This window comes from Lysinibacillus sp. fkY74-1, assembly GCF_053165895.1.
The window spans coordinates 45,600-60,719 of record NZ_CP170173.1 but is presented as its reverse complement, the minus strand read 5'-3'; the positions used below and the strand labels follow the sequence as shown (position 1 = coordinate 60,719).

The window sequence follows — 15,120 nt, the reverse complement described above, 5'->3', positions numbered from 1 at the left end:
AGAAAAGACTGATACCACCTCGGTGGGAATCAGCCTTCTATTATACATTTTGTTTATTTAAAAATGATAGACAAAACAGACAATCTTCACCTTTACGGGAGCTTCCAAAATGAACATGACAAACATGGAAACCTTCCTGGTATAGACGAGCTAGGTTATCATAACCTTCACCTATATCTAGCGGACTCTCTTTCTTTACTTCAGCAGCTTGTACGGAGTGTGTATTAGAAAGTAGTTCTTCTAGACGTGTGCGAAGATGATGATTTTCTGTTTCAAGCGCCTTATGCTCTTCCATCATTAACGCTACAAATTGTTTCAATGCACCAAATTGCTCCTGCATTGCTTCGAGCTGTTGTTCGAACTCCATAACGGTATCTAAGAAATTACGGTCCTTCACCCAAGCCACCTCGTTAAATTCTCTATCTTATATAAGATTTTTTTCGCATGCTAGCAGTTCTTCTAGTGTATACTCAACTGTGCGCTCCTGCTCTTGTAAATATACTTGAACAAGTCTTTCCAGCACATTTAAACCTACAACTTTACCGCGGCCATCTGGTGTCATAGCTACTTCACCTAAATCTGGCATACCCTCTTTTGCCTCTTCATACTCATCATTCTCATACTTTAAACAACACATTAAACGTCCGCAAAGTCCTGATATTTTTGAAGGATTTAAAGATAAGTTTTGATCTTTAGCCATTTTTATAGAAACTGGCTCAAAATCTCCTAAAAATGTGGAGCAACATAGCATACGACCACAAGGCCCAATGCCCCCTAATAACTTTGCTTCATCACGAACACCGATCTGGCGAAGTTCTATACGTGTTCTAAATACCGAAGCTAAATCTTTTACAAGATCCCTGAAGTCAACTCGTCCTTCAGCTGTAAAATAAAAAATGATTTTATTACGATCAAATGTATACTCAACATCTACAAGCTTCATTTCTAGATTATGTTCTATAATTTTAGTACTTGCAAGTTCAAATGCTCGTTTTGACTCAGCCGCATTTTCTTCTACTTGGATACGATCACGATCATCAGCTGGTCGAAGTACTTGTTTAAGTGGTAATACAACATCATTATCACCTACTACTTTTTGAGGGACAACCACTTTACCATATTCAACGCCTCGTGCTGTCTCAACAATAACATATTGACTATCTTCTAATAGAAATGATGCTGGATCAAAATAATATATTTTACCCGCTTTTTTAAAGCGGACTCCTACTACATTATACAAATGTATATCCCTCCTGCAGATTTAGCATTAACTGCTCCATCAATAACGTCCTATTCATGTTACGCTGTAAAGAGGCACGCGCCTGTAAAATAGATTCCATTTGCTTAGACAATTGCTCATAAGTGGAATATAACGCGATTTCTTTGAATAGTGGTAACATGTCTGGATAAGTACAAGCTGCCTCGGGATTAGCTTTTATTGACACTATATCACGGTAAGCAAATAGTAGTAAATCCAATGCTTGCTCCATTTCGCTTTTTTCTTTAAAGTGTGGTAACCACTCCTCGTGTACAATAAGCATAGCCTCATGTACATTTTGCCGAATAGCTTCTACTAATTTTAACACTGTTTTTCGAGCGAGTGCAAACTGCTCATCACTTGCTAAAGAGATTGCCATTTCGAGCTCGTTCGTCATCATACTTACAGTTGAAGCCATTGAGTGCGAAATATTATTTCCCTGTAAATGCTGTAATAAAGCATGACGGGGCATTTTTTGGAATTTTATGTGTTGGCAACGAGAGCGAATTGTTGGTAGTATGGATTGCATTTGCTCTGTAATTAAAATAGCAGTAACCTCTCCATCCGGCTCCTCTAAAAATTTAAGTATCATATTGGCAGAGGCAGTATTGAGACGATCTGCATGATGAAGAACGTAAATTTTGCGCCCCTCTTCTACACCCATCATTTTCATTTCACCAATTAATTCTCGCATCTGGTCAATCTTAATAAATTGACCCTCTGGATAAATTTGATGAATATTAGGATGATTTCCCGAATCAACACGTCTGCAATTTCGACATGTTTCACATGGAACATTTTCATTTGGGTGCTCACACAGCATTAGTTTGACAAAAAAGTGCATAATATCTGCTTTGCCTGTCCCTTTTTCTCCATCGAAAATGTACGCATGTGCTAATCTATTTTTGTCAAAAATCGTTTGAAGTTGCTTCATTACGACTGGTTGTAGCACGAATAGCTCTTCAACATTCTTGGCCATATATTTAAAATTCCTTCCTGTTTCTATTATAAGGGTGGGACTGTTCCCACTTCTAACTTTCTATAGAAACATTGCAGTAGTTCATTATTGGCGATTGCTTTTTGCGTAAAATTGCCAAAGTCTCCTCATATTTGGGCAGATAAACACCGCATTCTTAATTAGCAGATATTCTTGACTCAAAAATGAATGATTGGTATTTAAACTCCTGTTTGGTATTTAATTGATCATGGGTTTACTACTCAATGAAGGTAAAATTCGAAAAAAGCCCGCGCCTATAGGAGAATGAGACACGGGTTTTACATATATAAGTTAATTAGTAAGCCTTTAATCTCACCGATTTTATCAAGGAGGTCAATCGCTTCTTTTTCTTCGTCTAAAATATCCTGTGCAAGTTCGACAAGACGCGTATCAATAGTATCAATGATTTTTAAACGTCTTCCTTCACCGAAACGATTCCAAGTATGCGATTGCTTTAACTCCATACCATGTTCTACTGTCTCTTGTAGAAATCGTTTTACTAGCATTTTAAACCTAGCTAGTTCTCGTAAATTACGGGATCTCGCAACTCGGTCACCTGCAGTAGATATATCTCCTAACAATCTTGTTAATTGTTCAGTTTGCAGCTTAGTACCTTGCTTGACGACCATATCTCCAAATCGGTTATTTTGATTATTATTTTGTAGTGGCTCTTTGCGATTTGTATTTAACCCGACGCGTATATCTTGATTAATTTTCAAACTTGTTTCGCCCCCACGATCTTTATCTATTCTCCTCTGCATGATTGTCTTAGGATAACAATTGGTTAAATCCTAATCATGATTCTGTCTTTTAAACAGTGAACCCTAATATTTATAAGGAGGCCCTTTTTTTAAAAATGATGGAATTGCTCGATTGGTAAAACAAAGACAGTGGCTCCTCCTACCTCAACCTCCACAGGGTAAGGAATATAGGAATCAGCATTTCCTCCTAATGGAGAAACTGGCGCAACCATCTGCTCCCGAGCACGACAATTATCCCGAATAATATCTAAAAGTTTGGGTATGAGAGAGTCTTCAGTTCCTATAAGAAACGTCGTATTTCCTGAACGTAAAAATCCTCCTGTGCTCGCTAATTTAGTTGCGCGAAACTGATTTTTCGTTAAAGCATTCGATAAGCGGCTGCTATCCTGATCTTGCACTACAGCTACGACTAACTTCATTCGCACTCACCCCTTTTATAAAATTAACCTAAATAGGTTTCAATATTATTCCTAAACTTTAGCATGTATAAACTTTTAATACTTCCACTATTAATAATCCAACTGAAAATAAAATAATGGATAGTATCATTATATCACATTGTTATAGACAACTTCATGCATTTACTGTATTGCTTTCAATAATAATGACCATACTTCTTCCACAACACTATCAATATCTTGGTCAGCATTCACCATACGTATACGTTCTGGGTAACGCTCAACGAGTAGTAAATATCCTTCATGCACCTTTTGATGAAATGGTAAACTTTCAACATCTAAACGATTTACTTCGCGATTACCCGTTGCATAAATACGAGCTAAACCTACTTCTGGTGCAATATCGAATAATATCGTCATATCAGGTAATTTCTTACCGATAGCAAATTCATTAATAGAAAGCACCTCATCAATACCTATCCCTCTTGCATAACCTTGATAAGCTAAAGAGGAATCGATAAAACGATCACATATCACCAATTTCCCAGCATCTAAAGCAGGTCGAACCTTTTCAAAATAATGCTGGCTTCTTGCTGCAGCATATAACAACGCTTCTGTTCTTTCATCCATTGCTGTATGCGCAGGATTTAAAATAATGGTTCTTATTTTTTCTGCAATTTCAATTCCACCAGGCTCTCTTGTAGCTAGAACATCAATATTTTTTTCGGCTAACCGCTCTGCTATCTTTTGAATGACTGTTGTTTTCCCTGCTCCCTCTGGACCTTCAAATGTTATAAATAAATTGCTATTCATGCTGTTAATTGCCTCCAACTATTTAATGACCTGAATCATTTTTTCTGTTAAACGGTGATTACCTTGAAATGTTGCACCTGCTGCTAGCAGTTCTTCTAATTGACTTAATTTTGCTACTGTTATTCTTTCACCTGGTACTAGCAATGGAATGCCAGGTGGATAAGGAATAATCATACTTGCTGATATTCGTCCTATAGTTCGCATATATGGTAACCATTCTTTATTTAAAGATGCCATCTCATCGAAAGTATAAACAGGCTCTGTCAGTTGTACAAACTTATAAGCTGTTTGAGAAGCCTTGATGTTATCTGTCTTTGCTGCTTCTAATAGCAATGTTACGGCTTCCTTTATTCGCACTCTTATTTCAGCAAATGGATAGGTATGTCCTTGCTTGAGTAATGGTAATATGAATAAAACTTGATTCCTATCAGCAAGCTCCCCATAGACTTGCTTTGCCTCTAGTGCCTCTTGTAATTGAAAGCCACTATAACCTTTGACACGTAAAAGTAATTTGAGAGGATCATCTACCTCAATTACATCCAAAGAGCCTATCGATCGTAGAGCTTCAATCCATTGATTCCTTTTTTCTATTATATATGCACCATCACTCTCCATATATGTCTGTACATAATAGCGAGCATCATCTAGAGACGCTAATAGCACATAAGATGGGCTACTAGATTGTAGCATACGTAAATAGTGATGGATTTTGTCAGCGCCTATTAACTCCGACCTCACGTGCATAAAGGAAGCCATCGTCATTGCAGGTAGTGTTTTGTGCGCTGATTGTACGACAACATCAGCCCCAAGGGACAAAGCAGACGGTTGAAATAAGGAACATGCCTGAAAGTGAGCGCCGTGTGCTTCATCCACCAATACAGGGATCCCCTTTTCATGGCAATAAGTAATTTGTTGCTGTATCTCATTAGAGGTTACCCCATAATAAGTAGGATATGTTAATACAACTGCTTTCGCCTCTGAATAATTTTCTACAGCTTCCTTTAAATCTAGAAAAGTAACATGTGTTGCCGTTAATGTTCGTTCATCCCATATTGGTGACACGAAAATAGGCTTGGCTCCAACAAGTTCGATGGCATGAAAAATAGATTTATGTGCATTCCTTTGAACAATAATAGTATCACCTTTTTGACAAGTAGCATAAATCATTGCTAAATTTCCAACAGTAGAACCACCAACCAAAAAGAAACTTTTCATCGCTCCGTATGTATCAGCTAATAAATGTTCTGCTTCTAAGATCATTTCCTCAGGATAATGCAAATCATCCAGCCCCGATAATTCTGTTACATCATAACGCATAACATCCTTAAATGCTTGTGGAAGGTGAGACAGTTCGCCATGCTTATGGCCTGGGACATGAAAAGAAATATTTTGTTGTTGTCGAAAACGTTCTAATCCCTCTATAATCGGCTTTTTCTTTTGCAAAACAAACACCCATTTTCGTTATATTCTCACCTAATTATACGAGATTATAACGCGATAAAAAAGTCATCTCTCAGCAAGATGCTCTATATTTACAGGTAAAATTATAATTTTTCAATATAATGCCTTACTATTAAAAAAACCGACCATCGCCCCTTCTGCAATAATCGGCTCTCCACCCTTTATAAATGAAACTTTTATTCTTTTGCTACCGTCACTGCCATTTGTCGAACGAGTTGCTCCACCAATTGTGGAACAAATTTTTCTAATACCGGATTCATCATTCCCGATAAAAAACCACTGGCCTTCATTGTTAAGCTACCTGTAAGTTGGAGTGATTCATCTTGATGCTGTTTAATTTCAAATAAGCCATCACCATTTATCGGATCTGATAAGCCAACTAAATCAAATAAGACTTGATGCGGCTCTAAAGATTTCATTTGAAGTTCCACTTTCACAGCTTTTTGAATGATGCCGAAGTCACCTTGAAAGACCCAAATCATATTATTTTCATTTAGCAATTCATGATGCAAATAACCTGGTATTAAAACAGCCCACTTTTCTCTATTTTGAATAAAGCTCTCTAACTTTTCCCTCTGTATATTAATTGCTTCACTAGTATATAGTCCTGTTGCCACTTTATTTCATCCCCCTTGTCCAATCTTTACCATTTAATCTTACCATTTTCTATGCTTACAAAGACAGACAAAAATAAAAACCGCCGAGATATATCTCAGCGGTTACAATTGCCTAGCGACGTCCTACTCTCACAGGGGGAAGCCCCCAACTACCATCGGCGCTAAAGAGCTTAACTTCCGTGTTCGGTATGGGAACGGGTGTGACCTCTTTGCCATCATCACTAGACTATGTTCGGCTTTCAATATACATCGCATTTCTTCGTCAGCTTCTGTCGTTCAGTCAGTCACGTACTTGAGTACGCTCCTTCCCTCTCTCCATTGCTTCCTCGAACTACTCGTATCTTGAAACCCTTTATAAAAGAAATTATTCTTTCAAAACTGGATAAACGGTTCATTGAATGCTTCAAACTTTTTGGTTAAGTCCTCGATCGATTAGTATTCGTCAGCTCCATGTGTCACCACACTTCCACCTCGAACCTATCTACCTCATCGTCTTTGAGGGATCTTACTTACTTGCGTAATGGGAAATCTCATCTTGAGGGGGGCTTCATGCTTAGATGCTTTCAGCACTTATCCCGTCCACACATAGCTACCCAGCGATGCCTTTGGCAAGACAACTGGTACACCAGCGGTGTGTCCATCCCGGTCCTCTCGTACTAAGGACAGCTCCTCTCAAATTTCCTACGCCCACGACGGATAGGGACCGAACTGTCTCACGACGTTCTGAACCCAGCTCGCGTACCGCTTTAATGGGCGAACAGCCCAACCCTTGGGACCGACTACAGCCCCAGGATGCGATGAGCCGACATCGAGGTGCCAAACCTCCCCGTCGATGTGGACTCTTGGGGGAGATAAGCCTGTTATCCCCGGGGTAGCTTTTATCCGTTGAGCGATGGCCCTTCCATGCGGAACCACCGGATCACTAAGCCCGTCTTTCGACCCTGCTCGACTTGTAGGTCTCGCAGTCAAGCTCCCTTGTGCCTTTACACTCTACGAATGATTTCCAACCATTCTGAGGGAACCTTTGGGCGCCTCCGTTACCTTTTAGGAGGCGACCGCCCCAGTCAAACTGTCCGCCTGACACTGTCTCCTGCCCCGCTAAGGGGCATGGGTTAGAATTTCAATACAACCAGGGTAGTATCCCACCGACGCCTCCTTCGAAGCTGGCGCTCCGAGATCTCTGGCTCCTACCTATCCTGTACAAGTTGTACCAAAATTCAATATCAGGCTACAGTAAAGCTCCACGGGGTCTTTCCGTCCTGTCGCGGGTAACCTGCATCTTCACAGGTACTATAATTTCACCGAGTCTCTCGTTGAGACAGTGCCCAGATCGTTACGCCTTTCGTGCGGGTCGGAACTTACCCGACAAGGAATTTCGCTACCTTAGGACCGTTATAGTTACGGCCGCCGTTTACTGGGGCTTCAATTCGCAGCTTCGCTTGCGCTAACCACTCCTCTTAACCTTCCAGCACCGGGCAGGCGTCAGCCCCTATACGTCACCTTACGGTTTTGCAGAGACCTGTGTTTTTGCTAAACAGTCGCCTGGGCCTATTCACTGCGGCTCTCATGCGCTTGCACGCTCAAGAGCACCCCTTCTCCCGAAGTTACGGGGTCATTTTGCCGAGTTCCTTAACGAGAGTTCTCTCGCACACCTTAGGATTCTCTCCTCGACTACCTGTGTCGGTTTGCGGTACGGGCACCTCTCACCTCGATAGAGGCTTTTCTTGGCAGTGTGAAATCAGGAACTTCGTCCATACGGACTCGCCATCACAGCTCAACGTTACAGTGTGCGGATTTGCCTACACACACGCCTTACTGCTTGGACGCGCATAACCAACAGCGCGCTTACCCTATCCTACTGCGTCCCCCCATTTCTCAAACGGTGAGGAGGTGGTACAGGAATATCAACCTGTTGTCCATCGCCTACGCCTATCGGCCTCGGCTTAGGTCCCGACTAACCCTGAGCGGACGAGCCTTCCTCAGGAAACCTTAGTCATACGGTGGACGGGATTCTCACCCGTCTTTCGCTACTCATACCGGCATTCTCACTTCTAAGCGCTCCACCAGTCCTTCCGGTCTGACTTCAACGCACTTAGAACGCTCTCCTACCACTGACATCGTAGATGTCAATCCACAGCTTCGGTGAATCGTTTAGCCCCGATACATTTTCGGCGCAGCGTCACTCGACCAGTGAGCTATTACGCACTCTTTAAATGATGGCTGCTTCTAAGCCAACATCCTGGTTGTCTGTGCAACGCCACATCCTTTTCCACTTAACGATTACTTTGGGACCTTAGCTGGTGGTCTGGGCTGTTTCCCTTTTGACTACGGATCTTATCACTCGCAGTCTGACTCCCGTGTATAAATATCTGGCATTCGGAGTTTGTCTGAATTCGGTAAGCCGGGATGGCCCCCTAGCCGAAACAGTGCTCTACCTCCAGTATTCTCATCACGAGGCTAGCCCTAAAGCTATTTCGGGGAGAACCAGCTATCTCCAAGTTCGATTGGAATTTCTCCGCTACCCACACCTCATCCCCGCACTTTTCAACGTGCGTGGGTTCGGTCCTCCAGTTAGTGTTACCCAACCTTCAACCTGCCCATGGCTAGATCACCGGGTTTCGGGTCTACGACCACGTACTATTTCGCCCTATTCAGACTCGCTTTCGCTGCGGCTCCGCCTTCTAAAGCTTAACCTTGCACGTAATCGTAACTCGCCGGTTCATTCTACAAAAGGCACGCTATCACCCATTAACGGGCTCTAACTACTTGTACGTACACGGTTTCAGGTTCTTTTTCACTCCCCTCGCCGGGGTTCTTTTCGCCTTTCCCTCACGGTACTGGTTCACTATCGGTCAGTCAGGAGTATTTAGCCTTGGAGGATGGTCCTCCCGGATTCCGACGGAATTTCACGTGTTCCGCCGTACTCAGGATCCACTCAGGAGAGAACGAACTTTCGACTACAGGGCTTTTACCTGCTCTGGCGGACCTTTCCAAGTCGCTTCATCTAACTCGCTCTTTTGTAACTCCGTATTGAGTGTCCTACAACCCCAAGAGGCAAGCCTCTTGGTTTGGGCTCTTCCCGTTTCGCTCGCCGCTACTCAGGGAATCGATTTTTCTTTCTCTTCCTCCAGGTACTTAGATGTTTCAGTTCCCTGGGTCTGCCTTCAAGACGCTATGTATTCACGTCAAGATACTACGCGATTAAACGTAGTGGGTTCCCCCATTCGGAAATCTCCGGATCAAAGCTCACTTACAGCTCCCCGAAGCATATCGGTGTTAGTGCCGTCCTTCTTCGGCTCCTAGTGCCAAGGCATTCGCCGTGCGCCCTTAATAACTTAACCTATCAGCTTTCCATACACATCACATTTCGTTGTCAGCCTCACTCGTTCAATCAGTCACGTACTGAAGTACGCTCCTTCATTTACTCGATTGCTTCCTAGAACTGCTCGTGTCTGAAAACCTTATCATGTTATTAAGCCTATAAAAAAACTTAAAAAATAAATGTGTTTGTTACAATTTCAATGTCGTTTTATCCAGTTTTCAAAGAACAAGTTTTGAAGTATTTCATTCAGAAAGAATGAACCTTCAAAACTGAACGCAAAACGTAATCTTACAAACCCTAGGTTTGTATTCCGAAAATATCCTTAGAAAGGAGGTGATCCAGCCGCACCTTCCGATACGGCTACCTTGTTACGACTTCACCCCAATCATCTATCCCACCTTCGGCGGCTGGCTCCAAAAGGTTACCTCACCGACTTCGGGTGTTACAAACTCTCGTGGTGTGACGGGCGGTGTGTACAAGGCCCGGGAACGTATTCACCGCGGCATGCTGATCCGCGATTACTAGCGATTCCGGCTTCATGTAGGCGAGTTGCAGCCTACAATCCGAACTGAGAACGACTTTATCGGATTAGCTCCCTCTCGCGAGTTGGCAACCGTTTGTATCGTCCATTGTAGCACGTGTGTAGCCCAGGTCATAAGGGGCATGATGATTTGACGTCATCCCCACCTTCCTCCGGTTTGTCACCGGCAGTCACCTTAGAGTGCCCAACTAAATGATGGCAACTAAGATCAAGGGTTGCGCTCGTTGCGGGACTTAACCCAACATCTCACGACACGAGCTGACGACAACCATGCACCACCTGTCACCGTTGCCCCCGAAGGGGAAACCATATCTCTACAGTGGTCAACGGGATGTCAAGACCTGGTAAGGTTCTTCGCGTTGCTTCGAATTAAACCACATGCTCCACCGCTTGTGCGGGCCCCCGTCAATTCCTTTGAGTTTCAGTCTTGCGACCGTACTCCCCAGGCGGAGTGCTTAATGCGTTAGCTGCAGCACTAAGGGGCGGAAACCCCCTAACACTTAGCACTCATCGTTTACGGCGTGGACTACCAGGGTATCTAATCCTGTTTGCTCCCCACGCTTTCGCGCCTCAGTGTCAGTTACAGACCAGATAGTCGCCTTCGCCACTGGTGTTCCTCCAAATCTCTACGCATTTCACCGCTACACTTGGAATTCCACTATCCTCTTCTGCACTCAAGTCTCCCAGTTTCCAATGACCCTCCACGGTTGAGCCGTGGGCTTTCACATCAGACTTAAGAAACCACCTGCGCGCGCTTTACGCCCAATAATTCCGGACAACGCTTGCCACCTACGTATTACCGCGGCTGCTGGCACGTAGTTAGCCGTGGCTTTCTAATAAGGTACCGTCAAGGTACAGCCAGTTACTACTGTACTTGTTCTTCCCTTACAACAGAGTTTTACGAACCGAAATCCTTCTTCACTCACGCGGCGTTGCTCCATCAGGCTTTCGCCCATTGTGGAAGATTCCCTACTGCTGCCTCCCGTAGGAGTCTGGGCCGTGTCTCAGTCCCAGTGTGGCCGATCACCCTCTCAGGTCGGCTACGCATCGTCGCCTTGGTGAGCCGTTACCTCACCAACTAGCTAATGCGCCGCGGGCCCATCCTATAGCGACAGCCGAAACCGTCTTTCAATATTTCACCATGAGGTGAAATAGATTATTCGGTATTAGCCCCGGTTTCCCGGAGTTATCCCAAACTATAAGGTAGGTTGCCCACGTGTTACTCACCCGTCCGCCGCTAACGTCAAAGGAGCAAGCTCCTTCTCTGTTCGCTCGACTTGCATGTATTAGGCACGCCGCCAGCGTTCGTCCTGAGCCAGGATCAAACTCTCCATAAAAGAAATTTGATTAGCTCAAATTGTTTTGCTGGCATCAATTTTGATGTCCAAATTTTTGTTTCGTTCACTAGCTAGGCTAGCTACTTAAAACTTTATTGATTACGTTTTGCTTGTTCAGTTTTCAAGGTTCATGTTGTTAGTCAGTGTCTTTCAACAGCAACTCTTATATAATATCACGTCGCATATAATGTGTCAACATAAATTTTTAATTTATATTTCGTTTCAACCAGTTATATTGGCGACTTCTATAACTATACCATAATATTATTATATTGCAAGCATTTTATAAAATAAATATTAAAGCTGTTATGCCTAGAACCCCTGGAATACCTAAAACGGCAATCGTTAAGACTGAGAAAAGATTGATGGGCACGTTATATCCTATATAACCAATACCTAAATGAATCATAAATAATAGTAGGAAAGCAAATGCAAATCGAAACCAAAAGACAGATAAACCTTCTAAAATTTTGCCAAGCTTAGCATGTCTTATTATGACATAAAGAAAAAGAAGCCCTACAGGAACACAAATACTCATAATTACTAACCAAGACATATGGTTACCTCCTCAAAAAAATAATTATGAAAGTTTATGTTTCCTGTATTGCTTCTATGAATAGCCAATAGAACTATTTTATTAACACCCTGCGAATTCTAGCTTCTTTAAATAAATAAAAATGAATGCTTTCCGCCGCTTTTCGTTGAGCAATCGCCCCTAGATCATAGTCGTCCATTAGTTCTTCTATTATCTTTGCTTGTTGTAAATCCTCTTTTGTTTCTTTTATAAGATTTACTAGCCTATCATCGAACTCTTTTTTCAGCTTTCCTTTACTACGGAAGAACATATTAATCCCTCACTCACAACTCACGTCGACCTTCCATTGCCTTCGATAACGTTACCTCATCTGCATATTCTAAGTCCCCGCCTACTGGTAACCCATGCGCTATGCGGGTCGTACGAATACCTGACGGTTTGACAAGGCGAGATATATACATAGCTGTTGCCTCGCCTTCAATAGTTGAATTCGTAGCTAGAATAAGCTCTTGGACACTTTCATCGTGCAACCGGACTAACAGGGAAGCTACATTGATATCCTCTGGGCCAATGCCATCCATTGGTGATATCGCACCCTGTAGTACATGGTACATACCATTATAGTCACGCATTTTTTCCATCGCAATTACATCTTTTGTGTCTTGAACAACACAAATAATAGAATGATCTCGTTGTTTATCTGTACATATGTGACACGGGTCTACATCTGTAATATTGCCACACACGGAACAATAGCTTAAATTCCGTTTAGCATCAATTAATGCTTTAGAAAAAGATAAGACATCTTCTTCCTTCATTGATAACACAAAAAACGCCAGACGAGCCGCAGTTTTCGGCCCGATACCTGGCAATTTCATAAAACTATCGATCAATTTTGATATTGGTTCTGGGTAGTACATATGGATACCTCCTAGAATGGAAGGTTTAAGCCTTGAGTGAATTTACCCATCGTTGAGTTCGTTTTTTCTTCTACTTTTTTTAATGCCTCATTAGTAGCAATAACGATTAAGTCTTGTAGCATTTCAATATCCTCTGGATCTACTACAGATTCATCAAGATTTACTGACACCACTTCACGTTGACCAGACACAGTTACCTTTACCATGCCGCCACCCGCAACACCTTCAAACTGCTCTGCATTTAGTGCCTCTTGAGCCTCCATCATTTCTTTTTGCATTTTTTGCATTTTTTTCATCATACCTTGCATATTTCCCATTCCACGCATAAATGTTTTCCTCCTAAAAATTTAATCTTCCATAATTTCAACAAAGTCTTTACCAAAGAGCTTTTCTGCCTCTGTCACAAGTGGATCCTGTGAAGCAAGTGGCTGAGCATCATCGATAAATGGCTCATCCGATATTTCTGCCGGTGGTGGTTCTAATAATTCCTCACCATTCTCTGATGCAGCTGATATTTTTTTATGCTGCATACTATGATCACGGATAAACTCTTCACGCATTTTTAACCAAGATTCTTCTGGTATGCAAAGCATTTCGTACATTATACCAGTTTGTCCTGCAATTAATTGGGTGAAGTGAGCCTTTAAAGACTGATTATCTGCAACCATCTGACAATGAATATCATACTTGAATTTTAACACAAAAGCACTTGAAGATGCCGCAACTGGTTCGGCTTCAGCTAAAAGTGCAGACTGCGATTTTTGCAGTTGATTTAGTGCTTGTGCCCAAATTGATTTTATACGTTGGACATCTTGCTTTGTAGCGTCTTTTAGTACCTCTTGGATACGACCTGTCGGAGCCTTATAGCCGTTTGGATTTTTAGCACGTGGTCTTTGCTCTTTTGGCGCTTGCGATGCTTGCGCAGGAGCTCCTGATTGTAATTGTAGAGATAATTGTTGAACCATTTGCTCAAGTGCTACAATTTTTTGAGCGAGATCAGGGCTAATCACCGTATCACTCGTTGGACTTATTGCTTGATTAGTGCTCCCTCCCGAAAACTGTACCATTTTAAGTAATGCCGTTTCTAAATAAATTTTTGTATGGTGAGAGAAGCGCATTTCTTGCTGAGTTTTCGCAAGTATATCAATATAGCCATAAAGCATATCCGGTGCAAATTCATGGGCCAAGGATAATACACGTTCCTCAGGAGACACGAGCTCTAATAATTCTGCTAAATCTTCACTTGTTTGAAGTAATAATAAATCACGGAAAAATGTAATTAAGTCTTCTGAAAGACGAAGTGGGTCTTTACCATCAGTAATTAGTTGTTCTAAAAGGGCAAGCATTTGTGCAACATCTTTCGCTTTGAGTGCATTGGCTAGATCATAAAAAACTTCCTGGCTTATTGAACCTGTAACTAACAATGTATCCTCAAGCTTTAGCTTCTCTCCACTGAAAGATACTACTTGGTCCAATAAACTCAAAGCATCACGCATTCCTCCTGCAGCAGATTGCGCAATTACCTTTAAGCCTTGCTCTTCATATGGCAGCTCAATATCTTCTAATACAACTTTCATACGTTCAATAATATCATTGGTAGAAAGTCGTTTAAAATCAAAGCGCTGACAACGGGAAATAATTGTAGCAGGCAATTTATGAGGCTCAGTTGTTGCTAAAATAAAAACTGCATGGGGAGGCGGCTCTTCTAAAGTTTTCAAAAGAGCGTTAAAAGCGCTTGTAGAAAGCATATGCACTTCATCAATAATGTACACCTTGTATCTACTGCTTGCAGGAGCAAAACGAACTTTTTCTATAATATCTCTAATCTCTTCCACACGTGAATTTGAAGCTGCGTCAAATTCAATGACATCAGGATGCGAGCCGTCCGTAATACTTAAACATGTAGCACATTCGTTACAAGGCTCTTCCGAAGGCGCATGTTCACAATTTAAAGCTTTTGCAAAAATTTTAGCTGTACTTGTTTTCCCTGTACCACGTGGTCCAGAAAAAAGGTAAGCATGCGTTGTTTTATTCGCTAGGAGAGCATTTTGTAGCGTTCTTTTGACATGCGCTTGACCAGACATCTCTCGAAAAGACTGCGGCCGATACACACGGTAAAATGCTTGATACGTCACTGTTTTCCTTCTCTCCTTCTCCATT

Annotated in this window: 13 protein-coding genes and 3 rRNA genes; all 16 read right to left on the bottom strand. The window is 42.1% G+C overall.

Annotated features, from left to right (window positions below):
* Positions 1-40 precede the first annotated feature (40 nt).
* The 16 genes from yabA to dnaX all read right to left on the bottom strand — a co-directional run bounded on the left by yabA (position 41) and on the right by dnaX (position 15,095).
* The gene (yabA, locus tag ACE1MS_RS00275; RefSeq protein WP_025116340.1) at positions 41-397 is read right to left on the bottom strand and encodes a DNA replication initiation control protein YabA; all 357 of its coding nucleotides are present in this window, start codon (positions 395-397) and stop codon (positions 41-43) included.
* Between the two features lie 27 nt (positions 398-424).
* Positions 425-1,240, bottom strand: a complete 816-nt coding sequence (locus ACE1MS_RS00270; protein WP_012291864.1) for a PSP1 domain-containing protein — start codon at positions 1,238-1,240, stop codon at positions 425-427.
* Complete coding sequence (gene holB, locus ACE1MS_RS00265) at positions 1,233-2,237, bottom strand: DNA polymerase III subunit delta' (RefSeq protein ID WP_200990789.1); 1,005 nt, start codon at positions 2,235-2,237, stop codon at positions 1,233-1,235. Before holB ends, ACE1MS_RS00270 begins: the two co-directional genes overlap by 8 nt.
* A gap of 296 nt (positions 2,238-2,533) precedes the next feature.
* Positions 2,534-2,974 carry a YaaR family protein gene (locus tag ACE1MS_RS00260; RefSeq protein ID WP_025116337.1) on the bottom strand — a complete coding sequence of 147 codons (441 nt, stop codon included), beginning with the start codon at positions 2,972-2,974 and terminating at the stop codon, positions 2,534-2,536.
* 131 nt (positions 2,975-3,105) lie between these two features.
* Positions 3,106-3,435 carry a cyclic-di-AMP receptor gene (locus tag ACE1MS_RS00255; RefSeq protein ID WP_004229230.1) on the bottom strand — a complete coding sequence of 110 codons (330 nt, stop codon included), beginning with the start codon at positions 3,433-3,435 and terminating at the stop codon, positions 3,106-3,108.
* 162 nt (positions 3,436-3,597) lie between these two features.
* Positions 3,598-4,227, bottom strand: coding sequence for a dTMP kinase (gene tmk / locus ACE1MS_RS00250; protein WP_031416090.1), 630 nt, complete (start codon positions 4,225-4,227; stop codon positions 3,598-3,600).
* Between the two features lie 18 nt (positions 4,228-4,245).
* Complete coding sequence (locus ACE1MS_RS00245) at positions 4,246-5,670, bottom strand: aminotransferase class I/II-fold pyridoxal phosphate-dependent enzyme (RefSeq protein ID WP_206700933.1); 1,425 nt, start codon at positions 5,668-5,670, stop codon at positions 4,246-4,248.
* 194 nt (positions 5,671-5,864) lie between these two features.
* Positions 5,865-6,305: an SRPBCC family protein gene (locus ACE1MS_RS00240; RefSeq protein ID WP_012291858.1), complete on the bottom strand. Its 441-nt coding sequence runs from the start codon at positions 6,303-6,305 to the stop codon at positions 5,865-5,867.
* A 110-nt stretch (positions 6,306-6,415) separates the two neighbouring features.
* Positions 6,416-6,531, bottom strand: a 5S ribosomal RNA gene (gene rrf / locus ACE1MS_RS00235).
* A gap of 186 nt (positions 6,532-6,717) precedes the next feature.
* A 23S ribosomal RNA gene (locus ACE1MS_RS00230) occupies positions 6,718-9,646 on the bottom strand.
* 307 nt (positions 9,647-9,953) lie between these two features.
* Positions 9,954-11,505 (bottom strand): 16S ribosomal RNA (locus ACE1MS_RS00225).
* The 16S, 23S and 5S rRNA genes sit together here, the layout of an rRNA operon.
* 283 nt (positions 11,506-11,788) lie before the next feature.
* Positions 11,789-12,061, bottom strand: coding sequence for a pro-sigmaK processing inhibitor BofA family protein (locus ACE1MS_RS00220; protein WP_008179699.1), 273 nt, complete (start codon positions 12,059-12,061; stop codon positions 11,789-11,791).
* A 73-nt stretch (positions 12,062-12,134) separates the two neighbouring features.
* The gene (locus ACE1MS_RS00215; protein WP_008179697.1) at positions 12,135-12,350 is read right to left on the bottom strand and encodes a YaaL family protein; all 216 of its coding nucleotides are present in this window, start codon (positions 12,348-12,350) and stop codon (positions 12,135-12,137) included.
* A gap of 13 nt (positions 12,351-12,363) precedes the next feature.
* A complete protein-coding gene (recR, locus tag ACE1MS_RS00210; protein WP_031419468.1) occupies positions 12,364-12,960 on the bottom strand; it encodes a recombination mediator RecR in 597 nt (198 codons plus the stop codon).
* 11 nt (positions 12,961-12,971) lie between these two features.
* Entirely contained in the window at positions 12,972-13,286 is a 315-nt protein-coding gene (locus tag ACE1MS_RS00205) for a YbaB/EbfC family nucleoid-associated protein (RefSeq protein ID WP_004233957.1), read from the bottom strand.
* 21 nt (positions 13,287-13,307) lie between these two features.
* On the bottom strand, positions 13,308-15,095 hold the full coding sequence (gene dnaX, locus ACE1MS_RS00200; RefSeq protein ID WP_031419466.1) for a DNA polymerase III subunit gamma/tau: 1,788 nt from the start codon (positions 15,093-15,095) through the stop codon (positions 13,308-13,310).
* Between the last annotated feature and the right edge of the window lie 25 nt (positions 15,096-15,120).

Coding starts and splice junctions, on each gene's coding strand:
- holB (WP_200990789.1), bottom strand. CDS start 2,237: ATGGCCAAGAATGTTGAAGAGCTATTCGTGCTACAACCAGTCGTAATG.
- ACE1MS_RS00220 (WP_008179699.1), bottom strand. CDS start 12,061: ATGTCTTGGTTAGTAATTATGAGTATTTGTGTTCCTGTAGGGCTTCTT.
- ACE1MS_RS00205 (WP_004233957.1), bottom strand. CDS start 13,286: ATGCGTGGAATGGGAAATATGCAAGGTATGATGAAAAAAATGCAAAAA.
- tmk (WP_031416090.1), bottom strand. CDS start 4,227: ATGAATAGCAATTTATTTATAACATTTGAAGGTCCAGAGGGAGCAGGG.
- ACE1MS_RS00215 (WP_008179697.1), bottom strand. CDS start 12,350: ATGTTCTTCCGTAGTAAAGGAAAGCTGAAAAAAGAGTTCGATGATAGG.
- recR (WP_031419468.1), bottom strand. CDS start 12,960: ATGTACTACCCAGAACCAATATCAAAATTGATCGATAGTTTTATGAAA.
- ACE1MS_RS00255 (WP_004229230.1), bottom strand. CDS start 3,435: ATGAAGTTAGTCGTAGCTGTAGTGCAAGATCAGGATAGCAGCCGCTTA.